This window comes from Streptomyces drozdowiczii, from assembly GCF_026167665.1.
GTDB lineage: Bacteria > Actinomycetota > Actinomycetes > Streptomycetales > Streptomycetaceae > Streptomyces > Streptomyces drozdowiczii_A.
Window position 1 is genome coordinate 4,594,624 of sequence record NZ_CP098740.1, and the last position, 20,821, is coordinate 4,615,444.

Here is a 20,821-nt window from a genome sequence, read left to right on the forward strand (position 1 = left end):
GCTGGTGCTACATGGTCGGGCCGGGTGATCCTCGGTCCATGCGTCCCCTTCACCTCGCCCTGGCCGCCCTGGTGGCAGCCGTCTGGGGCGTCAACTTCGTCGTCATCGAGCTGGGTCTCGACCACTTCCCGCCGCTCCTCTTCTCGGCCCTCCGCTTCCTGGCCGCCGCCCTCCCGGCCGTCTTCTTCGTCGGACGCCCCAAGGTCGCCTGGAAGTGGATCGTCGGGGTCGGGCTGGCCCTCGGGGTCGCCAAGTTCGGGCTGCTCTTCATCGGTATGGATCGGGGGATGGGCGCCGGGCTCTCCTCGCTCGTGCTCCAGGTCCAGGCCGTGTTCACCGCGCTCTTCGCGGCCCTCGCGCTGGGCGAACGGCCCGGTCGCACCAAGCTCCTGGGCATGGCGGTGGCGCTCGCCGGGATCGGGGTCGCGGCGGTGGACGAGGGCGCGAGCGGGCCCGTGCTCGCCTTCGTCCTGGTGATCGCGGCGGCGGCCTGCTGGGGCGTGTCCAACGTGCTGACCCGCAAGGCCGCCCCGCCCGACCCGCTCAACTTCATGGTGTGGGTGTCGACCGTGCCCGTCCTGCCGCTGCTCGGGCTCTCCCTGCTCTTCGAGGGCGGGCACCGCGACCGCGCGGCGCTGGCCGGGCTCGACTGGAGCGGGGCCGGGGCCCTCCTCTTCGTCGCCTGGATCGCCACGGTCTTCGGCTTCGGCGCGTGGGGCTTCCTGCTCAGCCGCTACCCGGCGTCCTCCGTCGCCCCCTTCACCCTGCTGGTGCCCGTCTTCGGGATGTCCTCGGCCGCGCTGGTGCTCGGCGAGTCGGTGAGCCCGCTGCGGTGGTGCGCGGCGGCGCTCCTGGTCGGCGGGGTGGCGCTCACCTCGCTGACCGGGACGCGCCGCGCGCCCGCCCCGGAACCCGCACCCGCCTGAGACCGCTTACTGCTTGGGCGCGCCCAGCCGCAGCAGGTGCTCGCGCCCCGCGGCCAGCAGCCCCGGCAGCTCCGCCGCCTCCGGGTACCAGCGCTTCTCGTACTCCCAGCAGACCCAGCCGTCCGGGTCCAGCGTGTCCAGGCACGCCCGCAGCGGCAGCACCCCGGCCCCGAGCGCGAGCGGCGTGGTGTCGTCCGCCGACGCGATGTCCTTCACCTGTACGTAGCCGAGGTGCGGGGCCAGCACCGCGTGACTGGCCACCGGCTCCTCGCCCGCCAGCCAGGTGTGCATGACGTCCCACAGCGCACCGATGCTCTTGTGCCCCACCGTCCCCGCCACCCGGGCCACGTCGGCCCCCGCCCGGTGCGAGTCGTGGGTCTCCAGCAGGATGCGTACGCCCAGGTCGGTGGCGTACGGGGCAGCCGCCCCGAGCCTGCGCGCGGCGGCCGCGTCGGCCTCCTCCGGGTCCCATTCACCGGCGCCGGGGAACACCCGGACGTAACTCGCGCCCAGGTCCCGGGCCAGCTCGGTCAGCGCGGCCAGTTCGTCCAGGACCGGCTGGTCGTACCCCTCGGCGGCGACCTTCGCGTACCCCGCCACACCCAGGATCTCGACCCCGCCGCGCTCGAACTCCGCGCGCACGGCGGCCCGTTCGGCCTGCCCGAGACCCAGGTGCACCGGCTCCTCGGGGTGGGCGCGCAGCTCGACCCCCTGGTAGCCGTTCTCGGCGGCCAGCCGGACGACCTCGGGCATGGGCAGCCCCGGTACGCCGAGGGTGGAGAAAGCGAGCTTCACGGTGCGTGTTCCTTCCGTTCCACGAGGGCGGGCGCCCTCACATGTACCCAGGCCCCGGCCCCGGACTCACCCCCGGGGCGCCGCCGTCGAGCCGCGCACCATCAGCTCGGCCGGGATCAGCGCGATGCCGCCCGGCGGCGGGTCCTCCTTGCCCATGGCCAGCCGGCCCGCCCGCGCCCCCGCCTCGAAGAGCGGCAGCCGCACGGTCGTCAGGGCCGGGACCACGTCCACGGAGAACGGCAGGTCGTCGAAGCCGGCCACCGAGATGTCCTCCGGGATGCGCAGCCCCCGGTCGCGGATGGCCGCCGCCGCGCCGAGCGCCACGGTGTCGTTCGCGGCGACGACGGCGGTGATCTCCGGTTCACGGCGCAGGAGTTCGACCGTGGCGTCATAGCCGGAGCCCCGGTCGTACGAGCCGTGCACGGTCAGCCGGTCCTCGTCCCCGGCCGCCCCCGCCCCGCGCATCGCCTCCCGGTGGCCGGCCAGCCGGTGGCGGGTGGTGGTCCGTTCCAGCGGGCCCGCGACATAGCCGATCCGGCGGTGGCCCAGGGAGAGCAGATGGGCGGTGAGGCGCCGGGCGCCGCCCTCGTTGTCGAAGGCCAGCGCGGCCACCACGGACGCCCCGTCCGGCAGCGGGGGCCGGCCGCAGAGCACGACCCGGGTCCCCGCCTCCGCGAGCTTGGCGAGCTTCGCGGCCATCGCCACCTGGTGCTCCGGATCCTCCACCGCGCCCCCGGTGAGGACCACGGCGGCGGCGCGCTGGCGCTGGAGCAGCGTGAGATAGGTCAGCTCGCGGGCGGGGGAGCCGCCGGTGTTGCAGACGACCGCCAGTTTCTCGCCGCCCGCCCGCCCGGACCCGTCGCCGGGCCCGCCGATCTCGGTCTGCGCGGCGCCCGCCATGATCCCGAAGAACGGGTCCGCGATGTCGTTGACGAGGACGCCGACCAGGTCGGACGTGGCCGCCGCCAGGGCGCTGGCCTGCCCGTTCAGCACGTAGTCCAGATCGTCCACCGCGCGCAGCACCCGTTCCCGGGTGGACGCCGCCACCGGGTAATTGCCGTTCAGCACACGGGAGACGGTGGCCGGGGACACCCGGGCGCGGGCCGCCACGTCCGCCAGGGTGACTGTCATCGCTTTCCTCCGTGGCCGGTGACCGATTGACGGGCCCCCTCTTGTCCGGGCCGCTGTCGGCAGGCTAGCGTCATCCCGCATAGAAAGCGCTTGCTACGGCTGTACGGAGGGAACTTTCGTGACACGCAGGACAGTGCGCATCGCCATGAACGGCGTGACGGGACGCATGGGATACCGGCAGCACCTGGTGCGCTCGATCCTCGCGATCCGCGAGCAGGGCGGCCTCGACCTCGGCGACGGCGACGTGCTGTGGCCGGAACCGGTCCTCGTGGGCCGCCGCGCCCACGCCCTGGAGGAGCTGGCCGCCCGCCACGGCCTGACCGAGTGGTCGACCGACCTGGACGCGGTCCTCGGCGACGACACCGTCGACATCTACTTCGACGCCCAGGTCACCCAGGCCCGAGTCGAGGCGATCAAGAAGGCCGTCGCCGCCGGCAAGCACATCTACACAGAGAAGCCCACCGCCACGGACGTCGAGGGCGCGCTCGACCTGGCCCGGCTGGCCCAGGAGGCCGGCATCAAGCACGGCGTCGTCCAGGACAAGATCTTCCTGCCGGGCCTGCTGAAGCTGAAGCGCCTCATCGACGGCGGCTTCTTCGGCGAGATCCTGTCCGTGCGCGGCGAGTTCGGCTACTGGGTCTTCGAGGGCGACTGGCAGGAGGCGCAGCGCCCCTCCTGGAACTACCGCGCGGAGGACGGCGGCGGCATCGTCGTGGATATGTTCCCGCACTGGGAGTACGTGCTCCACGAGCTGTTCGGCCGGGTCACCACGGTCCAGGCGCACGTCCAGACCCACATCCCGGAGCGCCGGGACGAGCGCGGCGAGCCGTACGCGGCGACCGCCGACGACGCCGCCTACGGCATCTTCCAGCTGGAGGGCGGCGCGGTCGCCCAGATCAACTCCTCCTGGGCGGTCCGGGTCAACCGCGACGAGCTGGTCGAGTTCCAGGTGGACGGCACCCACGGCTCCGCCGTCGCGGGCCTGCGCAACTGCCGTGTCCAGCACCGCTCGGCCACCCCGAAGCCGGTCTGGAATCCGGACCTGCCGGTCACCGAGTCCTTCCGCGACCAGTGGCAGGAGGTCCCGGACAACGCGGTCTTCGACAACGGCTTCAAGGCCCAGTGGGAGCTGTTCCTGCGCCACATCGTGCTGGACGAGCCGTACGCCTGGGACCTGATGGCGGGCGCCCGCGGCGTGCAGCTGGCGGAGCTGGGGCTGAAGTCCCACGCGGAGGGCCGCCGCCTGGACGTGCCGGAGCTGTCCCTGTGACCCGCCGACTCGCCCTCGTACCCATGGAGTCGTCACCGTGACCATCCATCTCCCGCAGGGCCCGTACGAACCCCGGGCCACCCCGCTCGACCTCGCCCCCACGGGAGCGCCGCTCGCCTCCCGTACGGTCTTCTCCGCCGCGCATGTCGTGGCCGACCCGTACGCGGACGTCTCCCCGGACTCCCCGGCCGCCGTCGACTGGGACGCCACGCTCGCCTTCCGCCGCCACCTCTGGTCGCACGGCCTGGGCGTGGCCGAGGCCATGGACACCGCGCAGCGCGGCATGGGCCTGGACTGGGCGGGCGCCGAGGAGCTGATCCGCCGCTCGGCCGCCGAGGCCAAGGCGGTCGGCGGCCGCATCGCCTGCGGCGTCGGCACGGACCAGCTGCCGCCCGGCCCGGCCACGCTCGCCGAGGTGCGCGCGGCGTACGAGGAACAGCTCGCCGTGGTCGAGGAGAGTGGGGCGCAGGCGATCCTGATGGCCTCCCGCGCGCTCGCCGCCGCCGCGCAGGGCCCCCAGGACTACCTGGACACGTACGCCCATCTGCTGCGCCAGGCCACCGAACCGGTCGTCCTGCACTGGTTGGGCCCGATGTTCGACCCGGCGCTCGAAGGCTACTGGGGCTCCACCGACCTGGACCTCGCCACCGACACCTTCCTCCAGGTCATCGCGGAGCACCCGGACAAGGTCGACGGCATCAAGATGTCGCTGCTCGACGCGGACCGCGAGATCGACGTGCGCCGTCGGCTGCCGAGCGGGGTCCGCTGCTACACGGGGGACGACTTCAACTACCCGGAGCTGATCGCGGGCGACGACCGGGGCTTCAGCCACGCGCTGCTCGGCATCTTCGACCCGCTGGGCCCGCTGGCCGCGCACGCGGTACGGGTGCTGGACACCGGTGACACGAAGGGCTTCCGCGAACTGCTCGATCCCACGGTCGAGTTGTCCCGGCACCTCTTCCAGGCGCCGACGCGCTTCTACAAGACGGGCGTCGTCTTCCTGGCCTGGCTGGCGGGCCACCAGGACCACTTCACGATGGTGGGCGGCCTCCAGTCGGCCCGCTCACTCCCGCACCTGGCGAAGGCGTACCGACTCGCGGACGGTCTCGGCCTGTTCCCGGACCCGGACCTGGCGGAGTCGAGGATGCGCGCACTGCTGACCGTGCGGGGAGGCACCCGATGAGCGACGGACGGCTCTCCCTCAACCAGGAGACCATCAAGCAGTGGTCGCTCCCCGAGCTGGCCGAGGGCTGCGCGAAGGCGGGCATCGACAAGGTGGGCCTCTGGCGGGCCCCGGTGCAGTCGTACGGGGTCGAGGCGACGGCCCGCCTGCTGTCCGACCACGGCCTGACCGTCACCAGCCTGTGCCGGGGCGGCTTCCTCACCGCCCTGGACCCGGCCGAGCGCGCCCGCGCCCTGGACGACAACCGCGCCGCGCTGGACGAGGCGGCGGGCGTGGGCACGGACACCCTGGTCCTCGTCTCGGGCGGCCTCCCGGAGGGCAGCAAGGACCTGTACGGCGCCCGCGAACGCATCGCGGACGCCCTGGCCGAGCTGGCCCCCTACGCCGCCGAACGCGGGGTGCGCCTGGCCATCGAGCCCCTGCACCCCATGTTCGCCTCGGACCGCTGCGTGGTCTCGACGCTCTCCCAGGCCCTGGACCTCGCCGAGCGCTTCCCGGCCGACCAGGTGGGCGTCGTCGTGGACACGTACCACCTGTGGTGGGACGACCAGGCCCCCGCCCAGATCGCGAGGGCCGGCGCGACGGGCCGCATCCACTCCTTCCAGCTCGCGGACTGGATCACCCCGCTCCCGGCGGGCGTCCTCCTCGGCCGGGGCCAACTCGGCGACGGCAGCGTCGACTTCCGCTTCTTCCGCGAGGCGGTGGAGGCCGCGGGCTTCGACGGCCCGATCGAGGTGGAGATCTTCAACGAGGCGCTGTGGGCGCGCGACGGCGCGGAGGTCCTGACGGAGGTGGCGTCCCGCTACGCGGAACACGCCTGCTGAACGCGGCTCACCCGGGGCCCGCCTGTGCGGTGCGGGCCCCGGGGCGTGAGCACCGACCGGCCGAGCGGTCCCGCTGTCGCACCCACCCGGTACCGTCGCGCCATGGCCACCACCGCGCCCCACACCCCCAACCTGGCCGTCCTCGAAGGCGTCCTCGAACGCATCACGTACGCCAACGAGGAGAACGGGTACACCGTCGCCCGCGTCGACACCGGGCGGGGAGCCAATGATCTGCTCACCGTCGTCGGGGCGTTGCTCGGGGCGCAGCCCGGGGAGTCCTTGCGGATGGAAGGGCGCTGGGGGTCCCACTCGCAGTACGGCAAGCAGTTCCACGTCGAGAACTACCGGACCGTCCTCCCCGCCACCATCCAGGGCATCCGGCGCTACCTCGGCTCCGGGCTGATCAAGGGCATCGGGCCCGTGATGGCCGACCGGATCACCACCCACTTCGGCGTGGACACGCTGGACATCATCGAGCGGGAGCCCAAGCGGCTGATCGAGGTCCCCGGCCTCGGGCCGAAGCGGACGAAGATGATCGCCGCCGCTTGGGAGGAGCAGAAGGCGATCAAGGAGGTCATGGTCTTCCTCCAGGGCGTCGGCGTCTCGACGTCCATCGCGGTGCGGATCTACAAGAAGTACGAGGACGCCTCGATCTCCGTCGTGAAGAACCAGCCCTACCGGCTCGCCGCCGACGTCTGGGGCATCGGCTTCCTCACCGCCGACAAGATCGCCCAGGCGGTGGGCATCCCGCACGACAGCCCGGAACGGGTGAAGGCGGGCTTGCAGTACGCCCTGTCGCAGTCCACGGACCAAGGGCACTGCTTCCTGCCCGAGGAGCGGCTGATCGCGGACGCGGTGAAGCTGCTCCAGGTGGACACCGGGCTCGTCATCGAGTGCCTGGCGGAGCTGGCCGGGGAACCGGAGGGCGTCGTACGGGAGAAGGTGCCGTCACCCGAGGGCGGCGAGCCGGTCACCGCGGTGTATCTGGTGCCGTTCCACCGGGCGGAGATCTCGCTCGCCGCCCAGGTCCGGCGGCTGCTGCGGACCCCCGAGGACCGGCTGCCGGCCTTCGCGGACGTGGACTGGGACAAGGCCCTGAAGTGGCTCGCGGGCCGGACGGGCGCCAAGCTCGCGCCGGAGCAGGAGGCCGCCGTGCGCCTCGCGTTGACCCGGAAGGTCGCCGTGCTCACCGGCGGCCCCGGCTGCGGCAAGTCGTTCACGGTCCGGTCCATCGTGGAGCTGGCCCGCGCCAAGAAGGCGAAAGTGGTGCTGGCCGCGCCGACCGGCCGGGCGGCCAAGCGGCTCTCGGAGCTGACCGGCGCCGAGGCGTCCACCGTGCACCGGCTGCTCGAACTGAAACCGGGCGGCGACGCGGCCTACGACAAGGACCGCCCGCTCGACGCCGATCTGGTCGTCGTGGACGAGGCGTCGATGCTCGATCTGCTCCTTGCCAACAAGCTGGTGAAGGCGGTGGCACCGGGTGCCCACCTGCTGCTCGTCGGCGATGTGGACCAGCTGCCGTCCGTGGGCGCGGGGGAGGTGCTGCGCGACCTCCTTGCCGAGGGCGGCCCCGTGCCCGCGGTCCGGCTGACCACGATTTTCCGCCAGGCCCAGCAGTCGGGCGTCGTCACCAACGCGCACCGCATCAATTCCGGTGTACCGCCCCTCACCCAAGGGCTCAGTGACTTCTTCCTCTTCGTGGAGGACGAGACGGAGGACGCCGGGGTGCTCGCGGTGGACGTCGCGTCCCGCCGTATTCCGGCCAAGTTCGGGCTGAACCCGCGCCGGGACGTCCAGGTGCTCGCCCCGATGCACCGGGGCCCGGCCGGGGCCGGACATCTCAACGGTCTGCTCCAGCAGGCGATCACCCCGGGCCGGCCGGGCGTACCCGAGAAACGCTTCGGCGGCCGGGTGTTCCGGGTGGGGGACAAGGTCACCCAGATCCGCAACAACTACGACAAGGGCGAGAACGGCGTCTTCAATGGCACCGTGGGCGTCGTCACCGGCCTCGACCTGGACGAACAGCGGCTGACGGTCCTCACCGACGAGGACGAGGAGATCGGCTACGACTTCGACGAGCTGGACGAGCTGGCCCACGCGTACGCCATGACGATCCACCGTTCCCAGGGCAGCGAGTACCCGGCCGTCGTCATCCCCGTCACGAAGAGTGCCTGGATGATGCTCCAGCGGAACCTGCTCTACACCGCCGTGACCAGGGCCAAGAAGCTCGTCGTGCTGGTCGGCTCGCGGCAGGCGATCGGCCAGGCCGTCCGCACGGTTTCCGCAGGCAGACGCTGTACGGCGCTGGATCACCGGCTTCGCGGAGGCGGCGACGGAGGATCGTCGGCAAAAATGATCGATCAAATCGGTGGGAAACATCACGGAGGTCTTCCGGAACCGCAGTCAAGGGGGCAGGATGGCTAAGTTCGCGGCACTCAGTGCCGCGAGTAGGTCCAATGGACGACCCCGAGTGCACTCTCCTGAGCCAAATGGGGGAGGGTGGAGACAGTCAGGGAACCTCGAAGAAGAGGCACTACGTCGGTGAGGGATGACGTGAGCGAGCACACCAACAACGCTGTGGTACTGCGGTACGGCGATGGCGAGTACACCTACCCGGTGATCGACAGCACCGTCGGCGACAAGGGCTTCGACATCGGGAAGCTCCGGGCGAACACCGGCCTGGTGACGCTGGACAGCGGATACGGCAACACCGCTGCCTATAAATCGGCCATCACCTACCTCGACGGCGAGCAGGGCATCCTGCGCTACCGCGGCTACCCGATCGAGCAGCTCGCGGAGCGTTCGACCTTCCTCGAGGTCGCGTACACGCTGATCAACGGTGAGCTTCCCAAGGTCGACGAGCTGTCGACCTTCAAGAACGAGATCACCCAGCACACGCTGCTGCACGAGGACGTCAAGCGGTTCTTCGACGGCTTCCCGCGCGACGCCCACCCGATGGCCATGCTGTCGTCGGTCGTCAGCGCGCTGTCCACGTTCTACCAGGACAGCCACAACCCGTTCGACGAGGAGCAGCGCCACCTCTCGACGATCCGGCTGCTCGCCAAGCTCCCGACCATCGCCGCGTACGCGTACAAGAAGTCGATCGGCCACCCGTTCGTCTACCCGCGCAACGACCTGGGCTACGTCGAGAACTTCCTGCGCATGACCTTCTCGGTCCCGGCCCAGGAGTACGAGCTGGACCCGGTCGTCGTCTCCGCGCTCGACAAGCTGCTCATCCTGCACGCGGACCACGAGCAGAACTGCTCGACCTCCACCGTGCGCCTGGTCGGCTCCTCGCAGGCGAACATGTTCGCCTCGATCTCCGCCGGCATCTCCGCCCTCTGGGGCCCCCTGCACGGCGGCGCCAACCAGTCCGTCCTGGAGATGCTGGAAGGCATCCAGGCCAACGGCGGCGACGTCGACTCCTTCATCCGCAAGGTGAAGAACAAGGAGGACGGCGTCCGCCTGATGGGCTTCGGCCACCGGGTGTACAAGTCCTTCGACCCGCGCGCCAAGATCATCAAGGCCGCCGCGCACGACGTGCTGTCCGCCCTCGGCAAGTCCGACGAGCTGCTGGACATCGCGCTCAAGCTGGAGGAGCACGCGCTCTCCGACGAGTACTTCGTCTCGCGCAACCTCTACCCGAACGTGGACTTCTACACGGGCCTCATCTACCGCGCGATGGGCTTCCCGACCGAGATGTTCACCGTGCTCTTCGCGCTCGGCCGCCTCCCCGGCTGGATCGCCCAGTGGCACGAGATGATCAAGGAGCCCGGCTCCCGCATCGGCCGCCCGCGCCAGATCTACACCGGCGAGGTCCTGCGCGACTTCGTCCCGGTCGAGGGCCGCTGAACGCCCCCGCACGCAGCGCCCGGCCCTGACTGACGCCGGACCCGCCGCCCCCGCCTGCCGCGCCCTCGCCCCGAGCGACGCGGCGGTCGGGGGCGCGTGGCGTTCCGGGGGAGTGCGCGGGGGTGTACGCCGGGCGCGCGCTCCGGTCCGGGAGCGCTCCCGCGTAAGAGAGAAGCGCCTCGCCATCGATCCCCCCACGGGCCGACAGCGAGGCGCTTCCCATGTCCCGGAGCGGATTCCCCCCACGGGATCCGGCCGGGCGTTCGGTGGGAGCCGTAGCTCCTGGGCTGTGCCTCGGTCCTGCTGGTCCTGCAACTGCGCTGTGGTCTGCCGGGGTACGTACCGACGGGAGGGCCGCTCAAAGCTCCCCGGTGTACGTGCCCCGGCCCACTCTTGCCCGGAGCATCCCCCAAGATGCTCCGTCGGACGTCCCCCAAGACATCCTTGGCATCGCACTCTAAGACTTACGAACCCATCGAATGGTTACCCTGAAACCGATGTGATCTGAATCTCATTGTGGAAATTAAGTGAAGGACCGCAGGCGCAGGCTGTTCGTCACGACGAAGGCCGATGAGAAGGCCATCGCCGCTCCCGCAATCATAGGGTTGAGCAGCCCAAATGCCGCAAGGGGTAGGGCGGCCACGTTGTAACCGAATGCCCAGAAGAGGTTGCCCCTGATGGTGGTGAGGGTGCGTCGGGAGAGGCGGATGGCGTCTGCTGTCACCTTGAGATCTCCACGAACCAGGGTGAGGTCGCTCGCCTCGATCGCGGCGTCCGTGCCCGTGCCCATGGCCAGACCGAGATCGGCGGTGGCCAGCGCCGCCGCGTCGTTGACCCCGTCGCCGACCATGGCGACGACCCGCCCCTGCTCCTGGAGACCCCGGATGACGTGCGCCTTCTCCTCCGGCAGCACTTCGGCGCGGACCTCCTCGATCCCCGCCTCGCGGGCCACGGACTCGGCCACGGCGCGGTGGTCACCGGTCAGCAGGATGGGCGTGAGGCCGAGTTCCCGGAGGGCGGCGACGGCCTCGGCGCTGGTGTCCTTGATCGCGTCGGCGACTTCCAGGACCGCGCGTGCCTCGCCGTCCCAGCCGACCGCGATGGCCGTACGCCCTTGAGCGGCGGCGTCCGTGACGGCGGCGGCCAGCGTGTCGGGGAAGGCGATTCCGGCCTCGGTGAGCAGCCGGGGGCGCCCGACGAGGACGGTGCGGCCCTCCACGGTGCCCCGGACGCCGAGCCCGGGGACGTTGGTGAAGCCCTCGGGGCGGGGAGGGGCGCACCGGTGCGCTCGGCGGCCGAGGCGGCGACGGCCTGGGCGATGGGGTGTTCGGAGGCGTGTTCCAGGGAACCGGCGAGGCGGAGGGCGTCGGACTCGGTGGTTCCGTGGGCGGTGTGGACGGCCTGGAGGGTCATGCGGCCCGTGGTGACCGTGCCCGTCTTGTCGAGGACGATCGTGTCGACCCGGCGGGTGGACTCCAGGACCTCGGGGCCCTTGATGAGGATGCCGAGCTGGGCGCCGCGCCCGGTGCCGACCATGAGGGCGGTGGGTGTGGCGAGGCCGAGGGCGCAGGGGCAGGCGATGATCAGGACGGCCACCGCCGCCGTGAACGCGGCCGTCGCGTCGTCGGTGGCCAGCAGCCAGACGACGAGCGTGGCGAGCGCGATGAGCAGGACGACCGGGACGAACACCGCCGAGATCCGGTCCGCGAGGCGCTGCGCCGCCGCCTTGCCGTTCTGCGCGTCCTCGACCAGCTTCGCCATCCGGGCCAGCTGCGTGTCCGCGCCGACGCGGGTCGCCTCCACGACGAGGCGGCCGGAGACGTTGAGCGTCGCGCCGGTCACCGTGTCACCGGCGCCCACGTCCACGGGGACGGACTCGCCGGTGAGCATGGAGGCGTCCACGGCCGAGGAGCCCTCGACCACGGTGCCGTCCGTGGCGATCTTCTCGCCGGGGCGGACCGTGAAGCGGTCGCCCACGACGAGCCGGGCGACGGGCACCCGGATCTCGGTGCCGTCGCGCAGGACGGTCACGTCCTTGGCGCCGAGGTGCATCAGGGCGCGCAGCGCGGACCCGGCCCTCCGCTTGGACTTCGCTTCCAGATAGCGGCCCAGCAGGATGAAGGTGACGACGCCCGCCGCGACCTCCAGGTAGAGGGTGGACGAGGCGTCGGCCCGGGAGGCCGTCAGGTCGAAGCCGTGCCGCATGCCGGGCATTCCGGCGTCCCCGAGGAACAGCGCCCACAGCGACCACCCGAAGGCGGCGAGGGTCCCGACGGACACCAGGGTGTCCATGGTCGCCGCGCCGTGCCTGAGATTGGTCCAGGTGGCCCGGTGGAAGGGCAGCCCGCCCCAGACCACGACGGGCGCGGCGAGGGTGAGGGAGAGCCACTGCCAGGAGTCGAACTGGAGGGCGGGGATCATCGCCAGGGCGACCACGGGGGCGGCGAGCACGGCGGAGACGGTGAGCCGCTGCCGGAGGGCGGTGAGGGCGGGGTCGGGGGCGTCGGCGGGAGCGTCATCGGGGGTGTCGCCGGCGTGCGGCGGGGCTTCCGGTTCCGGTTCCGGTCGGGGTGCGCGCGGGGTCTCGGCGGCGGCCGGCTCGGGAGCCTGCGTGGCGGTGCCGGACACCGGCTCCGCCGTATAGCCGGTCCGCTCCACCGTGGCGACGAGATCGTTCACGGAGACGGCGGCGCCGTCGTAGCTGACGCGGGCCTTCTCCGTGGCGTAGTTCACGGTGGCCGTGACGCCGTCCATCCGGTTGAGCTTCTTCTCGACGCGGGCCGCGCACGAGGCGCAGGTCATGCCGCCGATCATGAACTCGGCCCGGGAGGGCTCCGCCGCCGGGGCGGCGGCCTCCGTCGCGCTGTGGGTGTCCGATGCGCTGTGCATGTCCGAGCTCCTGGAACGCCGACCGGGCCGTACCCCGCCAGTATCTGCTGGTCGGTGCGGCCCGGTCGGGACGGGGTGACGCGGGCTGGGTTCCCGGGGCGGTCAGGCGCGCCCGGTGAGCTCGTAGCCCGCCTCGTCCACGGCGGCGCGCACGGCCTCGTCGTCCAGGGGGCCCTGCGAGACCACCGTCACCTGCCCGGTGGACGCCACGGCCTTCACGGAGGTGACACCCTCGATGGCGGAGACCTCCTCGGAGACGGCGCCCTCGCAGTGGCCGCAGGTCATGCCGGTCACCTGGTAGACGGTGGTCACGCCGGACTGCCCGGCGTCCGCGCCCGCGCCGTCGTGGCAGGAACCGCTGGGCGAGCAGCAGGAGCCGGTCGCCTGGGGGAGCTGGGTCTCGGCGGTCATGGTGTTCTCCTCTTCGACGGGCACACGGGGCGGAGGGGCGCACGCCGGTGCGCCTCCACGATCCCCACTCTATACCCCTAGGGGGTACCGGGCGAGCCGGGACCCGCGTGTCACGCCGCGCCGTCGACCGGCACGTCGCCCCGCCAGAGCGCGGCCCAGGTGTCCGCGTCCACCAGGCCGGTGGCGAGCAGGGGCGGGTGGTCGGCCTGGAAGCGGCGGACGGCGTCCAGGGTGCGCAGGCCGAACGTCCCGTCCACCGCGTCCCACGGCAGGTAGCGCCGGTTGGCCAGCATGCACTGCACCTGGAAGGCGCGGTCGCCCTGGTCGCCGAGGACGGTGAGCCCGTCCCCGTCGTAGAAGGCGCACACGGGGCTCGACCCGGCCGGCGGCACGTTCTCGGCGTCGGCGGCGGCTCCTGGCGCTCCGGCCACGGCGGCGGCCAGCGCGAGGGCGGCCAGGAGCCCGCCGGTCAGGACCGAGGCGCCGGCGGACCGGCGCGGGGACCGCGGGGACCGGCAGGACTGCGGGGACTGCGGGGTCAACGGCGTTCGGGACATGGAGGTCGCTCCTCGGTGGAGTGGGGGGCGGGCCCGGGGGCCCGGTCTCACCGAGGACAACCGCCCGGACCCGCCACACGACACGCCCCGGGACCGGGCGGGCCCCGGACGTGTCAGGGCCGCCCGCAGGAGCGGAGGTAGTCGCGGGTGCGGCGGGCGATCGGGAACGGCCGGTCCGGCGGGCAGGGGTACATGTCCTGCTCGACGATGGCGAACAGGTCGACCTCCAGCCGCCGGGCGGCGGCGAGGACGGGCTCCAGGGCCGGGACCCCGCCCGGCGGTTCGCACATCACGCCGCGCGCCACGGCGGGCCCGAACGGCACCCCGTCCGCCACCACCTCGGCGAGGACCGCCGGGTCCACCTGCTTGAGGTGGAGGTAGCCGATGCGCTCCCCGTACGTCTCGATCAGCTCGACGCTGTCGCCCCCGCAGTACGCGTAGTGCCCGGTGTCCAGGCAGAGCGAGACCAGGTCCGGGTCGGTGGCGTCGAGGAAGCGGGTGACGTTCTCCTCGGTGTCGATATGGGTGTCCGCGTGCGGGTGGGCGACGACGCGCAGCCCGTAACGGTCCCGGACCTCGCGCGCCAGCCGCTCGGTCTGCGTGGTGAGGTGGCGCCACTGCTCGGCGCTGAGGACCCGGTCCTCCAGCACCGCGCCCGTCTTGTCGTCGCGCCAGAAGGAGGGGATGACCACGAGGTGCCCGGCGCCCATCGCCCGGGTGAGTGCCGCGATACCGGCGACATGCTCCCAGGTCCGGTCCCAGACGTCCGGCCCGTGGTGCAATCCGGTGAAGACGGTGCCCGCCGAGACGGAGAGCCCCCGGCTGCCCGTCTCGTCCGCGAGGCGGGCCGGATCGGTCGGGAGGTAACCGTAAGGACCCAGCTCGATCCACTCGTAGCCGGCGGCGGAGACCTCGTCCAGGAAGCGCCGCCACGGCACCTGTTGGGGATCGTCGGGGAACCACACCCCCCAGGAGTCCGGCGCGGAGCCGATGCGGATGCAGGGCGGAGCGGAGACCGAGGAGGACGTCATGCCCCAGCCTCACCACGCGGGCGGAGCAGTGTCAAGAATACGTCCGTATGTCCGTACAAATGATTGACGATGATCCAAGCGGAGATGATCCAGGTACAGGCGCCCAGTCGAAGGGACGTTGCATGCCTGAGCAGCCGTACGACGTGATCACGATGGGGCGGATCGGGGTGGACCTCTACCCCCTGCGGACGGGTGTGCCGCTGGCCCGGGTCGACACCTTCGGGAAGTTCCTCGGCGGCTCCCCGTCCAATGTGGCGGTCGCCGCCGCCCGCCTCGGCCGGCGCACCGCCGTGGTGACCCGCACCGGCGAGGACCCCTTCGGCGACTATCTGCGCGAGCAGCTGCGGGAGTTCGGGGTCGATGCCCGGTGGGTGTCGCCCGTCGCCGCCTACCCGACCCCGGTCACCTTCTGCGAGGTCTTCCCGCCGGACGACTTCCCGCTCTACTTCTACCGGCAGCCCAAGGCCCCCGATCTGGAGATCCACGCCTCGGAGCTGGACCTCGAAGCGGTCCGGGCCGCCCGGGTGTTCTGGATGACCGGCACCGGCCTGTGCGCCGAGCCGAGCCGTACGGCGACCCTCGCCGCGCTGCGCGCCCGCGACCGCTCCGGCATCACCGTCTTCGACCTCGACTGGCGCCCGATGTTCTGGCCCCCGGGCGAGGCGAACGAAGCGGATGCGCCCGCCCGTTACCGCGAGGCCCTGGCCCACGCGACCGTCGCCGTCGGCAATCTGGACGAGTGCGAGATCGCCACCGGCGAGCGCGAACCGTACGCGGCGGCCCGCGCCCTCATCGAGGCCGGTGTCGAGCTGGCCGTCGTCAAACAGGGCCCCGCCGGCGTCCTCGCCGTCCACCGCGACGGCACCGTCGCCGACGTGCCGCCGCTCCCCGTGGACGTGGTCAACGGCCTCGGCGCGGGCGACGCGTTCGGCGGCGCCCTCTGCCACGGGCTGCTGAGCGGCTGGGACCTCGCGCGCACCATGCGGTACGCCAACGCGGCGGGCGCCATCGTCGCCGCCCGGCTCGCCTGCTCCTCCGCGATGCCGTTCCCCCACGAGGTAGAGGCCGCCCTCGCCGAAGGCGCGGTCACCGCACACGGCGAAAGGGCATGAGCATGCGAGGCGAACCGGCGTACCACCTCCCGGCGGGCTCCACCGCGCACGGCCCCTACGCCCTGGACATCGGCCCCGAACAGGCCGGCTGGGAGCGGTCGAGTCTGCGCGTGCTGGAGCTGGAACCGGGAGGAGTTCACACACTTGTCACCGGGGAGAGCGAGTGGATCGTACTGCCGTTGACCGGCAGCTGTACGGTGCACATCTCAGATGAGATCTTTGAACTGCTGGGCCGTAGGAGCGTGTTCAGCGGCGTTTCCGACTTCGCCTATGTACCGCGCGACGCCCACGCACAGATCGCCTCCGGCGCAGGCGGCCGCTTCGCCCTGGCAGGAGCGAAGTGCGAGCGACGACTCCCCGCTCGCTACGGCCCCGCGCCGGAGGTACGCGTGGAACTGCGCGGCGCGGGCACCTGCTCCCGCCAGGTCCACAACTTCGCCGCCGCCGACGCCTTCGACTGCGACCGGCTCATCGCCGTGGAAGTCCTCACGCCCGGCGGCAACTGGTCCTCGTACCCGCCGCACAAACACGACGAGCACCTTCCGGGCGAGGAATCCGTCCTGGAGGAGATCTACTACTTCGAGGTCGAGGACGGCGGCCTCGGCTACCACCGGGTCTCCCCGTCCCGCCCCGGCGGTACGGACGTGCTGGCCGAGGTCCGCAGCGGCGACACGGTCCTCATCCCCGACGGCTGGCACGGCCCGTCCATCGCCCCGCCCGGCCGCACCCTGTACTACCTCAACGTCATGGCGGGCCCCGGCGAGCAGCGGGAGTGGCTGATCCGCGACCACCCCGACCACACCTGGATCCGCGACACCTGGCCGTCCCAGCCGGTCGACCCCCGGCTGCCGCTCCACGGACCGGAGGACCCCGCATGACCGCGACGCCCGGCACGCCCGGGGGACCACCCGCCTCACCACCGCCCAGGCCCTCGTCGCCTTCCTCGCGCACCAGTACGCCGAGCGCGACGGCGAGCGCCACCGGCTGATCGCCGCCACCTGGGGCATCTTCGGCCACGGCAACGTCGCCGGAATCGGCCAGGCGCTCCGGGAGACCGGCCCCGCCATGCCGTACCTCCAGGGCCGCAACGAACAGGCCATGGTGCACGCGGCCGTGGGCTACGCCCGCCAGTCCGGCCGGCTGTCCGCCCATGCCGTCACCACCTCCATCGGCCCCGGCGCGACGAACCTCGTCACCGGCGCCGCCCTCGCCACCGTCAACCACCTCCCCGTCCTGCTGCTGCCCGGCGACACCTTCGCGACCCGCCCCGCCGACCCCGTACTCCAGCAGCTGGAGGTGGCGTACGCGGGCGACGTCTCCGTCAACGACTGCCTGCGCCCGGTCTCGCGCTACTTCGACCGGATCACCCGCCCCGAGGCCCTGATCCCGGCCGCGCTGCACGCCATGCGGGTCCTGAGCGACCCGGCGGAGACCGGCGCGGTCACCCTCGCGCTGCCGCAGGACGTCCAGGCGGAGGCGTACGACTGGCCGGCGGAGTTCTTCGCGGAGCGCGTCTGGCACGTACGCCGTCCCGCCCCCGACCCGTACGAACTCGGCGAGGCCGTACGGGCGGTGCGGGCCGCCCGCCGCCCCCTCGTCGTCGCGGGCGGCGGGGTCCACCACAGCGCCGCCGAGGACGCCCTCGCCGCGTTCGCCGGAGCGACCGGCATCCCCGTCGCCTCCACCCAGGCGGGCAAGGGCTCGCTGCGCCACGACCACCCGGCCGACGTCGGCGGCATCGGCCACACCGGGACCGCCACCGCCGACGACCTCGCCCGCACCGCCGACCTCGTCATCGGAATCGGCACCCGCTACACCGACTTCACCACCGCCTCCGCGACCCTCTTCCAGCACCCCGGCGTCCGCTTCCTCAACATCAACCTCACCGGCTTCGACGCCCACAAGCTCGCCGCGCTCCCGCTCGTCGCCGACGCCCGCACGGCCCTCGAAGCCCTCACCGACGCCCTGGCCGGACACCGCGCGGACCCCGCGTACGTCACCGAGTACACCGAGGCCAAGGCCCGTTGGGAGCGGCGCGTCGACGCCGCCTACGCCACGCCCGACCCGCAGGCACGGCCCACCCAGACCCAGGTCCTCGGCCTCCTGGACGAACTGGTCACCGGCGAGGACGTCCTCGTCAACGCGGCCGGTTCGCTCCCCGGCGACCTGCACAAGCTCTGGCGGACCCGCTCCCCGCGCCAGTACCACGTCGAGTACGGCTACTCCTGCATGGGCTACGAGATCCCGGCCGCGATCGGCGTGTGCGTGGCGGCCCCGGACCGCCCGGTCTGGGCGCTCGTCGGCGACGGCACGTACCTCATGAACCCCACCGAGATCGTCACCGCCGTCCAGGAGAACCTGCCCGTCAAGCTGGTCGTCCTCCAGAACCACGGCTACGCCTCGATCGGCGGCCTCTCCGAGGCGACCGGCGGCGAACGCTTCGGCACGGACTACCGCCACCGGTCGGCGGGCGGGGACTTCACCGGGCCGCCGCTCCCCGTGGACCTGGCCGCCAACGCCGCCTCGCTCGGCATGCGGGTGCTGCGCGCCGGGACGGTGGCGGAGCTGCGGGCGGCCCTCGCCGAGGCCCGCGCGGCGGACCGGCCCGTCTGCGTACACGTCGAGACCGAAACGCCCGGCGACGGACAGGGTCCGCCGGAGGCGCAGGCGTGGTGGGATGTCCCCGTGGCCGGGACGGCCACCCGCCCCGCGGCGGTCGAAGCACGGAAAGAGTACGAACGACACAGCGCCGGCCGACGCCGTCACCTCTGAAGGAGCCACAGCATGAAGACCGTGAACCACTGGATCGGTGGCAAGACCGTCGAGGGCACCTCGGGCAACTACGGCGAGGTCACGGACCCCGCCACCGGCGCCGTCACCACCCGGGTCGCGTTCGCCTCGCCCGACGAGGTGGACACGGCGGTGGCCGCCGCGAAGGACGCGTACCGGACGTGGCGCGACTCCTCGCTGTCCGCCCGCACGGCGGTGCTCTTCCGCTACCACGCGCTGCTGGACGCCCACCGGGACGAGATCGCCGCGCTGATCACCGCCGAGCACGGCAAGGTGCACTCCGACGCGCTGGGCGAGGTGGCGCGCGGCCTGGAGATCGTGGAGCTGGCCTGCGGGATCACGACGCAGCTCAAGGGGGAGCTGTCCACCCAGGTCTCGAACCGGGTCGACGTCTCCTCGATCCGTCAGCCGCTGGGCGTCGTCGCCGGGATCACCCCGTTCAACTTCCCGGCCATGGTGCCGATGTGGATGTTCCCGCTGGCCGTCGCCTGCGGCAACACCTTCGTGCTCAAGCCCAGCGAGAAGGACCCGTCCGCCGCCAACCTCCTTGCCGAACTGGCCGCCGAGGCCGGGCTTCCGGACGGCGTGCTCAACGTGCTGCACGGGGACCGGGTCGCTGTCGACGCGCTCCTCAACCACCCGGACGTGGCCGCCGTCTCCTTCGTCGGCTCGACGCCCATCGCCCGCCACATCCACGCCACCGCCTCGGCCAACGGCAAGCGCGTGCAGGCGCTCGGCGGCGCGAAGAACCACATGCTGGTGCTGCCCGACGCGGACCTGGACGCCGCCGCCGACGCCGCCGTCTCCGCCGCGTACGGCTCGGCGGGGGAGCGCTGCATGGCGATCTCCGCGGTCGTCGCCGTGGGGGCCATCGGCGACGAGCTGGTCGCCCGGATCAAGGAGCGGGCCGGGAAGATCAAGATCGGTCCCGGCACCGACCCGGCCTCCGAGATGGGGCCCCTGATCACCGCCGCCCACCGCGACAAGGTCGCCTCCTACGTCACCGGCGCCGCCGCCCAGGGCGCCGAAGTGGTCCTCGACGGCACCGGGTTCACCGTCGAGGGCTTCGAGGACGGCCACTGGATCGGCCTCTCGCTGCTCGACCACGTCTCGACCGACTCCGACGCGTACAAGGACGAGATCTTCGGCCCGGTGCTGTGCGTGCTGCGCGTGGAGACGTACGAGGAGGGCGTCGCCCTCATGAACGCCTCGCCGTACGGCAACGGCACCGCGATCTTCACCCGCGACGGCGGCGCGGCCCGCCGCTTCCAGCTGGAGATCGAGGCCGGCATGGTCGGCGTCAACGTGCCGATCCCGGTCCCCGTCGGCTACCACTCCTTCGGCGGCTGGAAGGACTCCCTCTTCGGGGACCACCACATCTACGGCAACGACGGCGTCCACTTCTACACCCGGGGCAAGGTCACCACGACCCGCTGGCCCGACCCGGCGGACGCCCCGGCGGGCGTGGACCTGGGCTTCCCCCGGAACCACTGACCGCGTCGGCGGCCGCTCACCCCAGCTCCAGCACCCCGACCGTCTGGCCCCCGCTCGTCTCGCCCGTGGGCCGGAAACCGAGCCCCAGGTAGAAGCCCTCGGGGCCGTCGTCGCCGGGGTGCCAGGTGACGTACATGCGGGTGCCGCCGCGCCGGCGGATCTCGTCAGCCACGGACTCGACCGCGAACCGGCCGTAACCACGCTTCTGCTCGCCCGCCGCGATGTTGAGGCGCCAGAGCCCGGAGCGGATGTCCCGCCCGGTGCCGTCGCCCGCGAAGTCGATGTCCAGGAAGGCCATGAGGAAGCCGACGAGCCGGTCCCCGTCGAGCACGAGCCGGGGCCAGGCGGCCTCCCGGTGCGCGTACGCCTCGGCGAGCGACTTCACGACCGGAGCCACCAGGTGCTCCTGGTCGGGCCGGACGCGCAGGTCGATCGCGGCATCGACATTGTCGGCGGTGACCTCGGCCAGCCTCAGCGAAGTAGTCATACGGAAACGGTAAACGCCGAGGTCAACCGGTTTTCCGGCCGCGCACACGACCGCAGGGCCACTCCCCCG

15 protein-coding genes and 2 pseudogenes are annotated in these 20,821 nt (G+C 72.3%); 10 read left to right on the top strand and 7 right to left on the bottom strand.

Translation table 11 applies throughout. The annotated features are described in order from the left end of the window. Window positions 1–38: 38 nt before the first annotated feature. Window positions 39–926, top strand: a complete 888-nt coding sequence (locus NEH16_RS20930; protein WP_265544310.1) for an EamA family transporter — start codon at window positions 39–41, stop codon at window positions 924–926. A gap of 6 nt (window positions 927–932) precedes the next feature. Here the strand turns inward: NEH16_RS20930 and NEH16_RS20935 are convergent, their stop codons facing one another. Continuing rightward, window positions 933–1,721 (bottom strand): sugar phosphate isomerase/epimerase family protein, encoded by a 789-nt coding sequence (locus tag NEH16_RS20935; RefSeq protein WP_265544311.1) that lies wholly within the window; start codon window positions 1,719–1,721, stop codon window positions 933–935. Window positions 1,722–1,787: 66 nt separating this feature from the next. Beyond that, entirely contained in the window at window positions 1,788–2,852 is a 1,065-nt protein-coding gene (locus NEH16_RS20940; RefSeq protein ID WP_265544312.1) for a LacI family DNA-binding transcriptional regulator, read from the bottom strand. A gap of 118 nt (window positions 2,853–2,970) precedes the next feature. Between NEH16_RS20940 and NEH16_RS20945 the strand changes: the two genes are divergently transcribed. The 5 genes from NEH16_RS20945 to NEH16_RS20965 all read left to right on the top strand — a co-directional run bounded on the left by NEH16_RS20945 (window position 2,971) and on the right by NEH16_RS20965 (window position 9,981). Then, the gene (locus tag NEH16_RS20945; RefSeq protein WP_073965120.1) at window positions 2,971–4,122 is read left to right on the top strand and encodes a Gfo/Idh/MocA family protein; all 1,152 of its coding nucleotides are present in this window, start codon (window positions 2,971–2,973) and stop codon (window positions 4,120–4,122) included. A gap of 37 nt (window positions 4,123–4,159) precedes the next feature. Next, window positions 4,160–5,305, top strand: coding sequence for a dihydrodipicolinate synthase family protein (locus tag NEH16_RS20950; RefSeq protein ID WP_265544314.1), 1,146 nt, complete (start codon window positions 4,160–4,162; stop codon window positions 5,303–5,305). Next, a complete protein-coding gene (locus NEH16_RS20955) occupies window positions 5,302–6,129 on the top strand; it encodes a sugar phosphate isomerase/epimerase family protein (RefSeq protein ID WP_265544316.1) in 828 nt (275 codons plus the stop codon). The genes NEH16_RS20950 and NEH16_RS20955 overlap by 4 nt, the downstream gene beginning before the upstream one ends. Window positions 6,130–6,231: 102 nt before the next feature. Beyond that, window positions 6,232–8,553, top strand: a complete 2,322-nt coding sequence (gene recD2 / locus NEH16_RS20960) for an SF1B family DNA helicase RecD2 (protein WP_265544317.1) — start codon at window positions 6,232–6,234, stop codon at window positions 8,551–8,553. A gap of 129 nt (window positions 8,554–8,682) precedes the next feature. After that, entirely contained in the window at window positions 8,683–9,981 is a 1,299-nt protein-coding gene (locus tag NEH16_RS20965; protein ID WP_018518088.1) for a citrate synthase, read from the top strand. A 523-nt stretch (window positions 9,982–10,504) separates the two neighbouring features. Here NEH16_RS20965 and NEH16_RS20970 read toward each other — a convergent pair. The 4 genes and pseudogenes from NEH16_RS20970 to NEH16_RS20985 all read right to left on the bottom strand — a co-directional run bounded on the left by NEH16_RS20970 (window position 10,505) and on the right by NEH16_RS20985 (window position 14,869). Next, window positions 10,505–12,870, bottom strand: a pseudogene (locus tag NEH16_RS20970) (heavy metal translocating P-type ATPase). A 102-nt stretch (window positions 12,871–12,972) separates the two neighbouring features. Further along, window positions 12,973–13,281, bottom strand: coding sequence for a heavy-metal-associated domain-containing protein (locus NEH16_RS20975; protein ID WP_073965131.1), 309 nt, complete (start codon window positions 13,279–13,281; stop codon window positions 12,973–12,975). Window positions 13,282–13,391: 110 nt separating this feature from the next. Further along, on the bottom strand, window positions 13,392–13,838 hold the full coding sequence (locus NEH16_RS20980) for a peptidoglycan-binding domain-containing protein (protein ID WP_265544319.1): 447 nt from the start codon (window positions 13,836–13,838) through the stop codon (window positions 13,392–13,394). Between the two features lie 113 nt (window positions 13,839–13,951). Beyond that, window positions 13,952–14,869 carry a sugar phosphate isomerase/epimerase family protein gene (locus NEH16_RS20985; RefSeq protein ID WP_265544322.1) on the bottom strand — a complete coding sequence of 306 codons (918 nt, stop codon included), beginning with the start codon at window positions 14,867–14,869 and terminating at the stop codon, window positions 13,952–13,954. Between the two features lie 122 nt (window positions 14,870–14,991). Here NEH16_RS20985 and iolC point away from each other — a divergent pair, with 122 nt between their 5' ends. From iolC to NEH16_RS21005, 4 genes and pseudogenes are all read left to right on the top strand, one after another. Beyond that, window positions 14,992–15,981 (top strand): 5-dehydro-2-deoxygluconokinase, encoded by a 990-nt coding sequence (gene iolC, locus NEH16_RS20990; RefSeq protein ID WP_265544323.1) that lies wholly within the window; start codon window positions 14,992–14,994, stop codon window positions 15,979–15,981. After that, window positions 15,978–16,859: a 5-deoxy-glucuronate isomerase gene (gene iolB, locus NEH16_RS20995; protein ID WP_265544325.1), complete on the top strand. Its 882-nt coding sequence runs from the start codon at window positions 15,978–15,980 to the stop codon at window positions 16,857–16,859. Before iolC ends, iolB begins: the two co-directional genes overlap by 4 nt. Window positions 16,860–16,884: 25 nt before the next feature. Continuing rightward, window positions 16,885–18,753, top strand: a pseudogene (gene iolD, locus NEH16_RS21000) (3D-(3,5/4)-trihydroxycyclohexane-1,2-dione acylhydrolase (decyclizing)); the annotation flags it as partial. A gap of 12 nt (window positions 18,754–18,765) precedes the next feature. Next, window positions 18,766–20,265 (top strand): CoA-acylating methylmalonate-semialdehyde dehydrogenase, encoded by a 1,500-nt coding sequence (locus tag NEH16_RS21005; RefSeq protein ID WP_265544327.1) that lies wholly within the window; start codon window positions 18,766–18,768, stop codon window positions 20,263–20,265. A gap of 16 nt (window positions 20,266–20,281) precedes the next feature. Here NEH16_RS21005 and NEH16_RS21010 read toward each other — a convergent pair whose 3' ends face one another. Beyond that, window positions 20,282–20,752 carry a GNAT family N-acetyltransferase gene (locus NEH16_RS21010; RefSeq protein WP_073965138.1) on the bottom strand — a complete coding sequence of 157 codons (471 nt, stop codon included), beginning with the start codon at window positions 20,750–20,752 and terminating at the stop codon, window positions 20,282–20,284. Between the last annotated feature and the right edge of the window lie 69 nt (window positions 20,753–20,821).